Source organism: Allokutzneria sp. NRRL B-24872 (assembly GCF_002155965.1).
GTDB lineage: Bacteria > Actinomycetota > Actinomycetes > Mycobacteriales > Pseudonocardiaceae > Allokutzneria.
The window spans coordinates 1-13,506 of record NZ_MUMH01000104.1; the positions used below are offsets into that span (position 1 = coordinate 1).

Here is a 13,506-nt window from a genome sequence, read left to right on the forward strand (position 1 = left end):
CGACGGGACGCACACCTGGACAACGCCGAACGGGAAGACCGAAGACGTCCACCCCACGCCCATCGCCGAACCGGCGCTGTTCTAGGGCTCGTCCAGGCGGGAACGGAGAGAGGCGACATCGGGGTGCTTCGACGCCTCGTACACCTCGAGCAGTCGCTCCAGGTGGACCCGGACCGACGCGGTGTCCGCGCGGGACTCGGCGAGGGCGATCAGGCGGACGAGGACACCGGCCTCGTACTTGAGCATGCCGCGCGCACGGTAGATCTCCACCGCCTTGAGCAGCCACGGGCGCGGGTCACCGTCCACTTCGGACAGTGACTCCATGACGCGGGCCTCGGTCCGGGGATCACCTTCGCCCTGGCGGGCCAGCGGGAGCGCGGCGTGCAACAGGAGGGAGGCCTCCTCGGTGCGACCGTCGAGGGCGGCGAGGCGGCCGAGGTAGTGGGTGGCGATGGCCTGCGGAGCGGCACCGATGCCCTTGGCGATCTCCAAGAAGCGCTCGTAGGCGCGACGCGACGCCTCGTACTCACCGCGCTCGAACAGCACCCGGCCGGTCAACTCCCACACCGAGCCCTGGAGACGCAGGTTGGTCGAAGCCTCGGCGAGCGCGCGGGCCTCCTCGATGCCCACGAGAGCGGCGTCCTGATCACCGTGGTCCAGGTCGAACCGAGCACGCTGACTGAGCATCCTTGCCTCTGCCTCCCTGTTGCCCCAACGCCGTGCCGCTTCGAGGCCGAGCGCGTCCAACTCCTCCCACACCAGCTGGTGCGGCCGGTTCATGTGCAGCGCGAACATCGACTCGGCGATCGCAACTACCTGCTCGAACCAGCTGTGCCGCAACGCGATCGCGGCGATACCGACCAGCGTGGTGCGCTCCGACTCCAACCAGTCCAGCCCGGCGACCGCGTCCCTGGCGAAGGGATTGGCGCCGGACGGCTCGGTGAGCCGGAGGCGGTCCTTGCCCGCGCGGTCGGCGAACTGGGCGCGGCTCGCGAAGAAGTCGGTGAGGCGGCGGATAGCGGCTTCACGGTCGTCCTGGCTGAGGTTGCCACTGGCGCGGGACGCGTGTTCGCGGACGGGGCCCAGGAACCGGTAGCGGCCGGTGCGGTCCTCGATGACCAGGCTCGCCTCGACGACCTCGTCGAGCGCGTCGGCGGCGGAGGTGCCGAGAAGGGCCTCGGCGGAGTCCTCGGTCCACGCGGTGCCGGGGTGCAGCGGGAGCAGCTCGTACAGGCGCCGCGCCTCGCCGCTGAGCTGGGAGTAGGGCACGTCGAAGAGGTCCACGAAGAGCTTCCCTCCGTCGAGGGCGCGCACGAGGCGAGCGATCTCGTGCGCGGGGTGCTTGCGGAGCCTGGCGCCCACGGTGCGCAACGGCAGCGGCAGGCGCCCGCACTTCGCGATCAGCTCGGCGACGGCGTCGGGTTCCCTGTCGAGCCGGTCCTGCGGGCAGAACCACGCCAGCAGCTGCATCGCGTGCTCGGGGCTCAACTCGGTGAGCGACAGGTTCTCCGCGCCCCGGCTGAGCACGTGGTCGAGCTGCCAGTGACTCGCGACGAGCACCGCGCTGCGCGCCGAACTGGGGACGAGCGGGGAGATGTCGTCGTGCAGCTTGACGTTGTCCAGCAACACCAGGACGCGCCGGTGCGCGCTGCTCTGCCGGTACTGGTCCTTGCGGGCGGGCAGGCTCGGCGCCACCCACTCCCGCCCGATCCCGAGCTGGACGAGGAGATCACCGAGAACGCCGCCGTAGTCGGCGACCTCGTCGTGGCGGTAGTCGTCGAGGTCGGCGAAGAGCACGGCGTCGAAGTCGGCCTCGTTGCCGCACTCCACGAGCAGCGCCGTCTTGCCGGAGCCCTGCGGCCCGGACACCAGCGCGACCAGGGGCGCGCCCTCGCGCGGAGCCTCCAGGTGCCCGCGGAACCAGGCGCGCTCGGCCTCGCGGTTCACGAAGCCGGGTTGCCGGGGCGGCAAGCCCCAGGCGGTGGGAGGCGGTGATCCGGACATCTCGACACTCTCCCCACTCCGACGCGTTCGGTGATGATCATTTCACGGTCCGCAACGTGCAGCACCTAGCCTGGGCGAATGCCAAGGTGCTGGTCGGGCAGCCAGCGCAGCGCCAACCACAGCTCAGCCCGCGTGTCGGGGTCCGCGAGATCGCGCCCGAGCAGCTCCCCGATTCGGGTGATGCGGTGCCGGACGGTGTTGCGGTGCACGCCGAGCGCGTCGGCGGCGGCGTCCCACCCGCCGTGGTGCGCGAGCCACGCGTGCAGCGTGCCGTGCAGGCCCGCCTCCACGACGGGGGACAGGCTCCGCCACGCGAACGACCGCGCGTCCACAGAGGACACGAGCGAGTCCACGGTGGAGTCGTCGATCCGCGAGCGGCCCTCGACCACCGCTTCGGCGAACAGCCGCTCGGCGCGCACGGCAGCGGAACGCAGGTCTGCCAACGGAACCGGGCCGCTCGCGCCCACGAGCCAGCCCTTCGGCTCGAACGGCCGATCTTCCGGCAGCACAACGAGAATCCCGCCTGCCGCAGCGGGGGCGGACAGCGGCGTGTCGAACTCCGCCGCGGACTTGTGCCGGCGGCGCGCGCGAACGACCCGCCACTGCGTGCCCGGCGGGGCGTCCAGGACTTTTTCCAGCAGTGAAGCCGAATCCACGCCGTCGACCGCCAACCCGAGCAGGCCGGCGGTGAGCTCCGGCGACGATCGACTGGACGCGACGAGCAGCGAGAGCAGCGCGACACCCACGCTGAGCACCGCGCGATCGGCCGCCTGGAAGGAATCCCCTGCCACCAGAACGGATCGCGGCCCGGACCCGGCTCCGCGCAACGCGTGCGCGACGAGCTGGCGCGAGCCCTGGTGAGCCGTCGCCGCCAACGGACCTTTCGGCGCGCGAACCCGATCCGCCAGGCGGAGTTCGTCATCCGGCGGCGCGTCCCCACCGCTCGCGACTCGGCGACCGGACGGGTCGAACAGCACGGCCCAGCCCTTGAGCAGGCCCGCGAGGCGACGCACCACCGCCGTCGGTCCTTCGCTCGCCGCCGCTTTGGTCAGCGCCGCTTGCGCGGTGGACAGCTTCCGCATGCCCTCGCGCTCCGCCTCCGCGAGCATCAGCGACACCTCTTGGCCGATGCGCAAGAACGTCACGTCGATGGCCACCACCAGCAACGGCAGCCCGTGGCGCTCGCACGCGGAGATCAGCAACGGCGGCACCGTGTCGTGCACCGGCGTCACCCCGAAGCCCAGCGCCGCAGCGCCCGCCTCGGCCAACCTCCGCGCGTAGACGTCGATTTCCTGTGCGCTGGAAGGGAAATCCACGCCTGCGGTGAAGAGGAGTTCGTTGCCGATCAGGTAGCGCCCCGGATCACGCAGCTCGCTGACGTGCACCCAGCGCACTCTGCGCCCCTCGATCGGCCCCACCAGCACCGACAGCCCCAGGTCGGCGCGCCCCACCAGATCGCTGAGCGCCACCGTCGGCATCTCCCCCGCCGACCCCGGCACCGCTGGCACCGTCACCGCGATCCCGCCCCTTCCCGCGCCACCCACGCCCGCGAAACCCGCCGACCCAAGGCGCCATTGGTTACGTCTCGCGAAACAAATGCCACATTGGGTACAACCCCGCTGGTACGAAACATCCTAAACAAGGGTCGCCGTTGTGCGAAGTGTCCACTTCGCGGTGGGGCGCGGGGTGCCTACGGTCGGCCCATCTCGACGGCAACGGCCGGACGGCACTGGAGGCAGCATGCCGATCGACTCCCTGGTGATGGTGGCCTACCTGCTCGCGATGGTCGCGGTGGGCTGGTGGGCGGCCAGGCGCGCGGGCACGAAGAGCGAGTTCCTGGTGGCGGGGCGCAGGCTCGGCGGCCCGATGTACTCGGGGACGATGTCGGCGGTGGTGCTGGGCGGCGCGTCCACGGTGGGCGGGGTGCGGCTGGGCTACCTGTACGGGATCTCGGGCGCGTGGCTGGTGCTGACGATCGGCCTCGGCGTGCTGGGGCTGAGCCTGTTGTTCGCGCGGCGGATCACCCGGCTGAAGGTGTACACGGTCTCGGAGATGCTCCAGCTCCGCTACGGCGGGAGCGCGGCGACGATCTCCGGGGTCGTCATGTGGATCTACGCGCTGATGCTGATGGTGACCTCGACGATCGCGTGCTCGACGATCTTCGGGGTGCTCTTCGGCATGGGCCGGGTGTCCTCAGTGGTCCTCGGCGGCGGCATCGTGGTGCTGTACTCGGTGCTCGGCGGGATGTGGTCGATCACGCTCACGGACATGGTGCAGTTCGTGGTGAAGACGGTCGGCATCCTGTTCGTGCTGTTGCCGATCGCGGTGGCGAAGGCGGGCGGCTTCGACGGACTCGTCACAGCCCTCCCCGAGGACTACTTCTCGTTGTGGCACATCGGCGCGGAGACGATCCTGACCTACGTCCTGGTGTACTTCTTCGGCCTGCTCATCGGCCAGGACATCTGGCAGCGCGTGTTCACCGCCCGCGACGACAGGGTGGCCAGGGTCGGCGGCACGTTCTCCGGGCTGTACTGCCTGGTCTACGCCTTCGCGGGCGCGGTGGTCGGCATGGCGACGAAGGCGCTGTTCCCGAACCTTGCCTCGCCGGACGACGCCTTCGCGACAATCGTCACCGAAGCCCTGCCGACGGGCATGCGCGGCTTGGTGCTCGCGGCGGCGTTGGCGGCGGTCATGTCGACGGCGAGCGGAGCGCTGATCGCGTGCGCGACCGTTGCCAGCAACGACATCTGGCCGCGACTGCGCCGATCGGAGAGCCAGGACGAGGTCCGCACGGCACGGATCTTCACGCTGGTGCTGGGCATCGTGGGGATCGCGATCGCCTCGATGCTCCAGGACGTCGTGGGCGCGCTGACGGTGGCCTACAACCTGCTCGTCGGCGGTCTGCTGGTGCCGATCCTCGGCGGGCTCATGTGGCGGCGCGGGACCCGGCAGGGCGCGCTCGCGTCGATCGCGGTCGGCGGGATCACGGTGGTGGTGCTGATGTTCACGCACGGCATGCTCGCCAACGAACCGATCCTGTGGGGCCTGCCGCTCAGCCTGGTGACCTACGTGGCGGTGAGCCTGGCCAGCCCGCCGACCGACGCCGAGAAGCTCGCGCAGTGGCAGTCCCGCCTGACAGGAGAACCCCGATGATCCCCCGCATCAGCAGCAAGGTCGCCTCGTTCACCGAGTCGGTGATCAGGGAGATGACGCGGGAGGCGGACGCGCACGGCGCGGTGAACCTCTCGCAGGGGCTGCCGGACTTCCCGTGCCCGCCGGAGCTCAAGCGCGCGGTGGCCGACGCGGTGAACGCCGACCTCAACCAGTACCCGACGACCTTCGGTGAAGCGGCGCTGCGCGAGGCGATCGCGGTCAAGACGGCGGCGGCCTACCCGGGCTGGCAGGTCGACGCGGAGACCGAGCTGTGCGTGACCTGCGGCGCCACCGAGGCGATGGTGGCCACCATGCTCGCGCTGCTCGAACCGGGTGACGAGGTGGTCATGTTCGAGCCGCGCTACGAGAACTACGGGCCGGACGCGATCTTCGCGGGGGCGAAGCCGGTGTTCGTGCCGCTGCACCGTCCTGATTGGACGATCGACGAGGCGCAGCTGCGCGCCGCGTTCAGCGACCGCACCAGGGCGATCGTGGTCAACACCCCGCACAACCCGACCGGCAAGGTCTTCTCCGCCGAGGAGCTGGCGCTGATCGCCGAGCTGTGCCAGCGCCACGACGTGCTGTGCTTCACCGACGAGATCTACGAGCACATCCACTTCCTCGGCGAGGGCGGCCACATCCCGCCCGCCACCGTGCCGGGGCTCGAAGACCGCACGGTCACGATCAACAGCCTGTCCAAGACCTACGCGGTCACCGGCTGGCGGGTCGGCTGGACGATCGCGCCCGCGTGGGCGACCAAGGCGATCCGCACCGTGCACGACTTCCTCACCGTGGGCGCGCCGACACCGTTGCAGGCCGCCGGGGTGACCGCGATGCGGCTCCCGCGCGGCTACTACACCGACCTGGCCGAGCACTACCGGCGGCTGCGCGACCTCCTGTGCCCGGCGCTGGCCGACATCGGCTTCGAGCTGCGCGTGCCGGACGGCGCGTACTACGTGCTGTGCGGAACGGGGAAGTTCGACCCGGCGAAGGACGATGTGGCGTTCGCCCGAAAGTTGATCACCGAGGTGGGCGTGGCGACGGTGCCCGGCTCCTCCTTCTACGCCGAGCCCGCCAAGGGCGGTGACCTGGTCCGCTTCGCCTTCCCGAAGCGCGAGGAGACGCTGCGCGCGGCGATCGAGCGGCTGAGCACGCTTGGGTAAAGATCATCGCGTCACACCGCGCCCGCGGTTTCCCCCTGGTACTACGGAAAAAGATCATCGTAGAGACGGGGGTCGGCGTGAGCGGTATGAGCGTTTCCCGGACCGAGGGCCCCGGACGGTGGCTTGCCAAAGCGGCCACCGAGGTGCTTTCCCCCTACACCGTGCTGATCGCGATGCCGTTCGCGGTCGGCGCGGCCACACAGGAACGACAGACCGAGGCGCTGTGGTGGGCAGCGGCGCTGGCGGTGTTCTCCAGCTTCATCCCCTGGGTGCTGATCATGCGCGGAGCGCTGCGCGGGCGCTGGGAGGGCCACCACGTGCGCAACCGCGAGGGCCGCAGGACACCGCTGATCATCTGCGGCAGCTCGGTGATCGCGGTGACCGTGCTGATGGCGGTCTTCGACGCGCCGTCGAGCATGCAGGCGCTCGGCGCGGCCGAACTCGTTTTACTGGCCGTGACGGTAGGAGTGACCTTCGGGTTCAAGTGGAAGATCAGCATCCACGCTGCGGTCGCCTCGGCCGCGGCGCTGGTCACGGCGGTGCTCTACGGGCTCGCGTGGCACTGGTTGTGGCTGCTCGTGCTGCTCGTCGGCTGGTCGCGGGTTCGGGTGAACGACCACGACCTGCCCCAGGTCATCGGGGGCACGCTGCTCGGCCTCGTCGGCGGCGCGCTCTTCGTCGGGATCGCCTAAGTAAGCTCTGCGCGTGCGGAGCTACCGGCAGTACTGCGGACTCGCCGCCGCTTTGGACGCGGTCGGCGAGCGGTGGACGCTGTTGGTCGTGCGGGAGCTGCTGATCGGCCCCCGCCGCTACGGCGAACTGCTCGCCGACCTGCCGGGCATGGGCACCAACCTGCTGGCGGAGCGACTGAAGTCGTTGTCGCACTTGGGGATCGTGACCAAGGACGACCAGCTCTACCGCTTGACCGAGCGCGGCAGGGGGCTCGGCGCCGCCGTGGGCTCGCTGACTCGGTGGGGGCTCGCCGAACTGGACGAGCCGGAGTCCGGCACGGCCTGCCGCGCGCACTGGGGCTTGGGCGGACTGCGCGCGATGGCCGACGCGAGGCGCGTGCCGGGCCTGGAGGAGAGCTACGAGTTCCACGTTGACGACGAGGTCTTCCACCTGCGCGTCTCCGGCGGCGCGGCGACCGTCGGGCGCGGGCCCGCTGAACGGCCCACGATGACCATGACCACCGACTCGAAGACCTTCGTGCGCCTGGGATCGGGCGACTACTCCGCGCGCACCGCTCAGGCCGAGGGAAGGCTGACGATCGAGGGCGACCCGCAGGCCGCACGACGCTGCGCCCTCGTGCTCGGGCTGGACGGTTCCGCATGATCGCCCCGGGTTTCCAGCCGCTGCGCGACGCCTTCGACGACCTGCTCGAAGCCCGGCCCGGGTGGAGCGGAGCGCTGGCCGCCCACCACCGCGGCGAGCTCGTCGCGCACCTGCACGGCGGCCCGGACTACCGCTCCGACAGCGTGCAGCTGATCTGGTCCTCCTCCAAGGGTGTCGCCGCGCTCGCCCTCGCGGCGCTGATCGACGACGGCAGGCTCGACCCGGAAGCTCCCGTCGCGGCGTACTGGCCGGAGTTCGCCGAGGGCGGCAAGGCGGGCGTCACGGTGCGCCTGCTGCTCTCCCACCAGGCCGGACTGTCCTCAGTGGACGGTGGATTCAGCGTGGACGACGTGATCGAGCACGACCGGCTCGCGAAACGGCTCGCGACTCAGGAGCCCTTGTGGGAGCCGGGAAGCGCGCACGGCTACCACGCGCTGACCTTCGGCACGCTCGTCGGCGAGCTGTTCCGGAGGATCACCGGCAGCACGGTCGGCTCCTGGCTCGCGGCGGAGTTCCCGGAGCTGGACGTGTGGTTCGGCCTGCCGGAATCCGTCGAGCCGCGACTGGTCCCGCTGTTCACGCCCATCGGCTTCGACCCCAAGAGCCCGATCGTGCACGCGCTGCTCACGCCCGACACGTTGACGCGGCGGGCGTACAGCCTGGACTTCGGCGCGCGGGTAGGCAACGAGCGCAGGCTTCGCGCGGGCGAGGTGCTGTCGGTCGGCGGAGTGGCTTCGGCGAAGGGGCTCGCAGGGTTGTACGCGGCGTTCTTGGAGCGACTGTCGCCGTCAACGCTAGACGTGATCGCGCGACCGCACGCGTCCGGGCATGATCTTATCCTGTTGCAGGACAACGCTTACGGCTTGGGATTCCAGGTCGAGGGCGGGACGTTCGGCCACGACGGGCTCGGCGGCTCGCTGGCTTTCGCCGATCCGACCGCCGAGCTGTCGTTCGCGTTCATCACCAATCACATGCCCGTGCGCGGCTTCGCCGACGAGTGCACGGGCCCGCTCGTCGAGGCGCTACGCGGATGCCTCCCGGAGCCAGACAGCGGCGTCCGGGGCTAGCTCCTCGCCCTCGACCGCGCCCGGACCGCTCGCGAGCAGCACGCTTTCGTGCTCCGGCAAGGAGATCGGCGTGCACCCGAGGTTGACGACGCAGCAGAAGCCGTCTTCGCGGCGGAACGCGAGCACGTCCGGGCCGAGGTCGATCCACTCCATCGCACCGTCGCCAGGGCGCAACGCCAAGGCTTTCCGGTAGAGGTGGAGCATCGAGTCCGGCCGGGACTCCTGGACCTCGGCGGTGTAGCCGGCCCACTCCGCGGGCATCGGCAGCCAGCTCTCACCGAACGGCGCGGACCACGGAATCGGAATCCGGCAGCCGTCCCGCCCAGGATCAGAACCCTTGGTGCGCGCGAAGACCGGGTCCTGGCGAAGCTCGTCGGGAAGGTCCTCGATCTCCCACAGGCCGAGTTCCTCCCCTTGGTACACATAGACTCCGCCGGGCAACGCCATCGTCAGCAATGCCGCCGCGCGAGCCCGGCGCGTGCCGAGTTCGCGGTCGACGGGCGTGCCGTGCCTGCGGTCAGCGAAGTCGAAACCCGTGTCGCCGGAACGGCCGTAGCGCGTCACGTGCCGGGTCACGTCGTGGTTGGACAGCACCCAGGTCGCCGGAGCGCCGACCGGAGCGTGAGCGTCCACAGTGGACTGGATCACCGCGCGCAGGCGGTCCGGCTCCCACGGGCAGGCGAGGAAGTCGAAGTTGAAGCCGGAGTGCAGCTCGTCGGAGCGCAGGTAGAGCGCGAAGCGTTCCGGGTCGGGCAGCCACATCTCCCCGACGAAGATCCGCTTGTCCGGGTAGGAGTCGGCGATCTTGCGCCAGGCGCGGTAGATCTCGTGCACGCCGTCCATGTCGGAGTACGGCAACCGCTCGGCGGCACCGCCGACGTCCGGCAGCTCCGGGTCCTTGACCAGGCCGTCCGCGACGTCGATCCGGAACCCGTCGACGCCCCGGTCGAACCAGAAGCGCAGGACGTCCTCGAACTCCTCGTGCACCTCCGGCTCGGTCCAGTTCAGGTCCGGCTGCTCCGACGCGTACAGGTGCAGGTACCACGACCCATCTGGAACGCGAGTCCACGCGGGACCGCCGAAGCGCGACTGCCAGTCGTTCGGCGGCAGCTCGCCGCGTCCTTCGCGGAACCAGAACCGCTTGCGCGCCGAGGGGGAACGCAGTGCCTCGGCGAACCAGGGGTGCTGGTCGGAGCAGTGGTTGGGCACGATGTCGATGATGATCCGGATGCCGAGCGCGTGCGCCTCGGTGATCAGCGCCTCCGCGTCGGCGAGCGTGCCGAACGCGGGGTCGATGTCGCGGTAGTCGGCGACGTCGTAGCCACCGTCGGCCATCGGCGACGGGTACCACGGGCTGAACCAGATCGCATCGATACCCAGTTCCGCCAGGTACGGAAGCCGCGCGCGGACACCGGCCAGGTCACCGATCCCGTCCCCGTTCCCGTCGGCGAAGCTGCGCGGGTACACCTGGTAGATGGCGGCACCGCGCCACCAGTCGTCGGTCACTGTCACACTCCCCTATCCCTTGATGCTTCCGGCGGTCAGGCCGGCGAGGATCTGTCGCTGGAAGACCAGGAAGATCGCCACCATGGGCAGGCTGGCCAGCACGAGCCCGGCCAGCAGCAGGTTCAGCGGCATGTCCGGCTCCACCCGTTGCAGCGCGACGCTGAGCGTCTGCGCCCCGGGGTCCGGGAACACCAGCAGCGGCCAGATGAAGTCCTTCCAGGCGGCCACGATCGCGAAGATCGAGACCACCGCGAGGACCGGCCGCGACATCGGCAGCACGATGCGCGTGAGGATGCGCACGGGCCCGGCCCCGTCGAGCGTCGCGGCCTCGATCAGCTCTTCGGGGATCTGGTCGAAGAACCGCTTCAGCAGGTAGATGTTGAAGGCGTTGGCCGCGGCGGGAAGCCAGATAGCGGCCGGTGAGTTGATCAGGTTCGCGTGCACGATCGGAACGTCCACAATGGTCAGATACGTCGGCACGAGCAGCGCGGACGCGGGCAACATCAAGGTCGCCAGCATCAAGCCCATGATCGCGTTGCCCAGCACCGGCCGCAGCTTCGACAGCGCATAGGCTGCCGGAACATCCACCGCCAGCTGGAAAAGCCACGCGCCGCCCGCGACGACCAGCGTGTTGAGGAAGTAGCGCGCGAGGTCCATCTCCTGCCATGCCTGCGCATAGCTCTCCGGGTGCCAGACCTCCGGCACGATCGGCGACGGCACGCGCGCCAGCTCGGGAGCTGACTTCATCGCACCCGTCACCGCCCAGTACAGCGGGAACAGGAACGCGGCTGTGAAGACCAGCAACACCAAGGAGAACACGGTCCAGTAGGCGGCTTTTCCCTTGGGGCTGCGCAACCTCGCCGGAGACACGAGCGTCCTCATGCTCTCCCCTTCGTCAGGCGGACGTAGGTGGCCGAGAAGACGCCGAGCACCACGAACAGCAGCAGGCTCATCGCGCTCGCCGTGCCGAAGTCGTTGTAGACGAAGGCATAGCGGTACAGCAGGAGCAACACCGTGAGCGTGGAGTCCTCAGGCCCGCCGCCCGTCATGACGTACGGCTCGGTGAACACCTGCATGGTCGCGATGACCTGCATCAGCATCAGCACGACCAGCACGAACTTCGTCTGCGGCACCGTGACGTGCCACAGGCGCTTCCACAGGCTCGCGCCGTCGAGCTCGGCCGCCTCGTACAGCTCACCCGGGATCGTCTGCAACGCCGCGAGGTAGATCAGCGTGGCGCTGCCCATGTTCGCCCACGTGGAGACGATCACCAGCGAGATCATCGCCGTGTCGCCGGAGTCCAGCCAGTGCAGCGGCGGCGCTCCGATCGCGCGCAGTCCGTCGTTGAACAGGCCGGGACCTGGGTTGTAGAACCACTTCCACAGCAACGAGGTCACCACCGGCGGCAACATCACCGGCAGGTACACCAGCAGCCGGAAGTAGGCGCGCGCGTGCCGCATCTCGTTGAGCACCACGGCGGTGATGAACGGGACGACGAACCCCAGCAACAACGCCAACGCGGTGAACAGCACCGTGTTCCGCCACGCGACGCCGAACAGCGGGTCCGCGAACAGGCGCTCGAAGTTCGCGAAGCCCACCCACGTCGGCTCGTTGACGAAGTCCACCTGCTGAAAGCTCAGCAGCACGCCGCGGATGATCGGCCACCACGAGAACAGCGCGAAGCACAGCAGTGCGGCGGAGAGCAGCCCGTACGCCGTCAGGTTCCGCCGCGCTACCTCACCCAGCCTGGGCGAGCGCACTGTTGACCTTCGTCTCCGCCTCGGCGAGCAGCCGGTCCAGGTCCGCGTCGCGATCGGTCAGCACGGCCTGCATCAGCCCGTCCAGCGCCGCGTAGACCCGCTGCGCGTTCGGCGGCTCGATGTTGCCCTTCACGTTGGCGTCCACAAAGGACTGGTAGTTGCGCACGGGAACTGTGGCGTACTTGGCTTTCAGCGCCTCCTGCTTCTCGCGCACCGCTCCGGCGTAGAGGTCGGAGAAGGGCGAGACCGGCAGTCCGACCGGCTGCTTGAGGTCCACGTAGCGCTTGAGGTTGCTCTCGATGCGGTCCGGGTTGAGGTACTTCCAGCGCAACCACGTCAGCCCGGCCTTCACCTTCTCCGGGCTGGCCTTCGGGTTGATCATGTAGCCCTCGCCGCCGATCAGCGTGCCCCCGCCGCCCGGCATCGGCGCCATGCCGTAGTCGGTGTAGGAGCCCCCGAACTGGTTGACCAGCGTGGGGATGTTGTCCGGCGCCGCGAGGTACATGCCGAGCTGGCCCGCGCCCATCATCCGCTGCACGTCACCGATCTCCAGCAGCTGCTTGTCGCCCATGCTGTTGTCGGTCCAGCGCATCTCCCTGAGTTGGCGCAGCACTTCGCGTCCCTTGGCGTTGGCGAAGTCGGCCTTCCAGCCGTCGCCGTCCCAGCGCGCCACCTGCCCGCCGACCGAGTACAACCAGCTCGTCAGGTGCCAGCCGCCCTGGTTGTTCTTGCTGAGATCCGCGAACCCGACCGTGCCGTTGCCCAGCGCGCTGATCTTCTTCGCCGCTTCGCGGACCTGCTCCCACGTCGTCGGCGGGCGGTCCGGGTCGAGCCCCGCCCTGGTGAAGAGCGCGCGGTTGTACAGCAGGCCCATCGAGTAGTTCGCCGTCGGCAGGCCGTGCACGCGACCCTTGCCGTCCTTGAAAACGTCCAGCAGGCCCGGCTGGATCTCCGGGAGTTCGCGGAGTTCGTCGGTGATGTCCTTGGCCTGGCGGCGCGCGATGATCTGCGCCGGGTCGGTGAAGTACACGTAGAAGACGTCCTCCAGCTGCCCGCTCGCGAGCTTCGCCGAGAACACCTTCGGGTCCATGAACCCCTCGCGGGGCTGGATGTCGATGTCCGGATGGGCCGCCTCGAACGCGGCCACGTCCTCGTCGAAGATCCGCCGCTCGAACGCCTGCGTCTGCGGCGCCTGCCCGTTCACCGTGATCACGACCTTGCCGCTGCTCGCCGGTGCGGTCGCACCGCAGGCGACCGCGCTCAGGCAGCACAACAGGCCGAGCGTGACGCGCCAACCTCTGGCCATGGGGGAGCCCTCCTCAGCGTCGGTGCTGTGGCGGCGCGGTCCAAGCTGTGGCTCGCCCACCATAGGTTCCCGCACACATCAGCGCAAGATCTCGACATCCAGCCGCAATATCCACACAACTGTGGCGCAGCATTGCCGTTGCCCCCGTTCAGGGCTTCCGCTCTGGCACGAGCCAAACGGAAGGCAGCCGACCCCCACCTGAAGGCATACCG

11 protein-coding genes are annotated in these 13,506 nt (G+C 69.6%); 5 read left to right on the plus strand and 6 right to left on the minus strand.

Features of this window, described 5'->3' with window-relative positions:
* Nucleotides 1-81: 81 nt before the first annotated feature.
* Together CCN37_RS25560 and CCN37_RS25565 are read right to left on the minus strand one after the other, a co-directional pair.
* A complete protein-coding gene (locus tag CCN37_RS25560) occupies nt 82-2,004 on the minus strand; it encodes an NB-ARC domain-containing protein (RefSeq protein ID WP_086825524.1) in 1,923 nt (640 codons plus the stop codon).
* Nucleotides 2,005-2,069: 65 nt separating this feature from the next.
* The gene (locus CCN37_RS25565; RefSeq protein ID WP_143261802.1) at nt 2,070-3,518 is read right to left on the minus strand and encodes a PucR family transcriptional regulator; all 1,449 of its coding nucleotides are present in this window, start codon (nt 3,516-3,518) and stop codon (nt 2,070-2,072) included.
* A 226-nt stretch (nt 3,519-3,744) separates the two neighbouring features.
* On the opposite strand from CCN37_RS25565, the gene CCN37_RS25570 reads away from it, so the two are divergent.
* The 5 genes from CCN37_RS25570 to CCN37_RS25590 all read left to right on the plus strand — a co-directional run bounded on the left by CCN37_RS25570 (nt 3,745) and on the right by CCN37_RS25590 (nt 8,722).
* Complete coding sequence (locus CCN37_RS25570; RefSeq protein WP_086825528.1) at nt 3,745-5,157, plus strand: sodium:solute symporter; 1,413 nt, start codon at nt 3,745-3,747, stop codon at nt 5,155-5,157.
* Entirely contained in the window at nt 5,154-6,320 is a 1,167-nt protein-coding gene (locus tag CCN37_RS25575; protein ID WP_086825530.1) for a pyridoxal phosphate-dependent aminotransferase, read from the plus strand. The genes CCN37_RS25570 and CCN37_RS25575 overlap by 4 nt, the downstream gene beginning before the upstream one ends.
* Nucleotides 6,321-6,406: 86 nt before the next feature.
* Nucleotides 6,407-7,012, plus strand: a complete 606-nt coding sequence (locus CCN37_RS25580) for a phosphatase PAP2 family protein (RefSeq protein ID WP_086825532.1) — start codon at nt 6,407-6,409, stop codon at nt 7,010-7,012.
* A gap of 13 nt (nt 7,013-7,025) precedes the next feature.
* A complete protein-coding gene (locus CCN37_RS25585) occupies nt 7,026-7,655 on the plus strand; it encodes a winged helix-turn-helix transcriptional regulator (protein WP_246843301.1) in 630 nt (209 codons plus the stop codon).
* Complete coding sequence (locus CCN37_RS25590; RefSeq protein WP_086825536.1) at nt 7,652-8,722, plus strand: serine hydrolase; 1,071 nt, start codon at nt 7,652-7,654, stop codon at nt 8,720-8,722. Before CCN37_RS25585 ends, CCN37_RS25590 begins: the two co-directional genes overlap by 4 nt.
* Here CCN37_RS25590 and CCN37_RS25595 read toward each other — a convergent pair.
* Genes CCN37_RS25595 through CCN37_RS25610 form a run of 4 tightly spaced genes read right to left on the minus strand, consistent with a single transcriptional unit; the run spans nt 8,678 to nt 13,294 of the window.
* Nucleotides 8,678-10,234: a glycoside hydrolase family 13 protein gene (locus tag CCN37_RS25595; protein ID WP_086825538.1), complete on the minus strand. Its 1,557-nt coding sequence runs from the start codon at nt 10,232-10,234 to the stop codon at nt 8,678-8,680. The two genes, CCN37_RS25590 and CCN37_RS25595, sit on opposite strands and share 45 nt — an antisense overlap.
* Before the next feature lie 6 nt (nt 10,235-10,240).
* Complete coding sequence (locus CCN37_RS25600; RefSeq protein ID WP_086825540.1) at nt 10,241-11,110, minus strand: carbohydrate ABC transporter permease; 870 nt, start codon at nt 11,108-11,110, stop codon at nt 10,241-10,243.
* Nucleotides 11,107-11,988: a carbohydrate ABC transporter permease gene (locus CCN37_RS25605; protein WP_246843303.1), complete on the minus strand. Its 882-nt coding sequence runs from the start codon at nt 11,986-11,988 to the stop codon at nt 11,107-11,109. The genes CCN37_RS25600 and CCN37_RS25605 overlap by 4 nt, the downstream gene beginning before the upstream one ends.
* Complete coding sequence (locus CCN37_RS25610; protein WP_086825544.1) at nt 11,966-13,294, minus strand: ABC transporter substrate-binding protein; 1,329 nt, start codon at nt 13,292-13,294, stop codon at nt 11,966-11,968. Before CCN37_RS25610 ends, CCN37_RS25605 begins: the two co-directional genes overlap by 23 nt.
* Nucleotides 13,295-13,506 lie beyond the last annotated feature (212 nt).

What these genes read in the sequence shown, in the direction of transcription:
- CCN37_RS25560 (WP_086825524.1), bottom strand. Translation starts at nt 2,004, where the DNA reads ATGTCCGGATCACCGCCTCCCACCGCCTGGGGCTTGCCGCCCCGGCAA.
- CCN37_RS25570 (WP_086825528.1), top strand. Translation starts at nt 3,745, where the DNA reads ATGCCGATCGACTCCCTGGTGATGGTGGCCTACCTGCTCGCGATGGTC.
- CCN37_RS25575 (WP_086825530.1), top strand. Translation starts at nt 5,154, where the DNA reads ATGATCCCCCGCATCAGCAGCAAGGTCGCCTCGTTCACCGAGTCGGTG.
- CCN37_RS25580 (WP_086825532.1), top strand. Translation starts at nt 6,407, where the DNA reads ATGAGCGTTTCCCGGACCGAGGGCCCCGGACGGTGGCTTGCCAAAGCG.
- CCN37_RS25590 (WP_086825536.1), top strand. Translation starts at nt 7,652, where the DNA reads ATGATCGCCCCGGGTTTCCAGCCGCTGCGCGACGCCTTCGACGACCTG.
- CCN37_RS25600 (WP_086825540.1), bottom strand. Translation starts at nt 11,110, where the DNA reads ATGAGGACGCTCGTGTCTCCGGCGAGGTTGCGCAGCCCCAAGGGAAAA.
- CCN37_RS25610 (WP_086825544.1), bottom strand. Translation starts at nt 13,294, where the DNA reads ATGGCCAGAGGTTGGCGCGTCACGCTCGGCCTGTTGTGCTGCCTGAGC.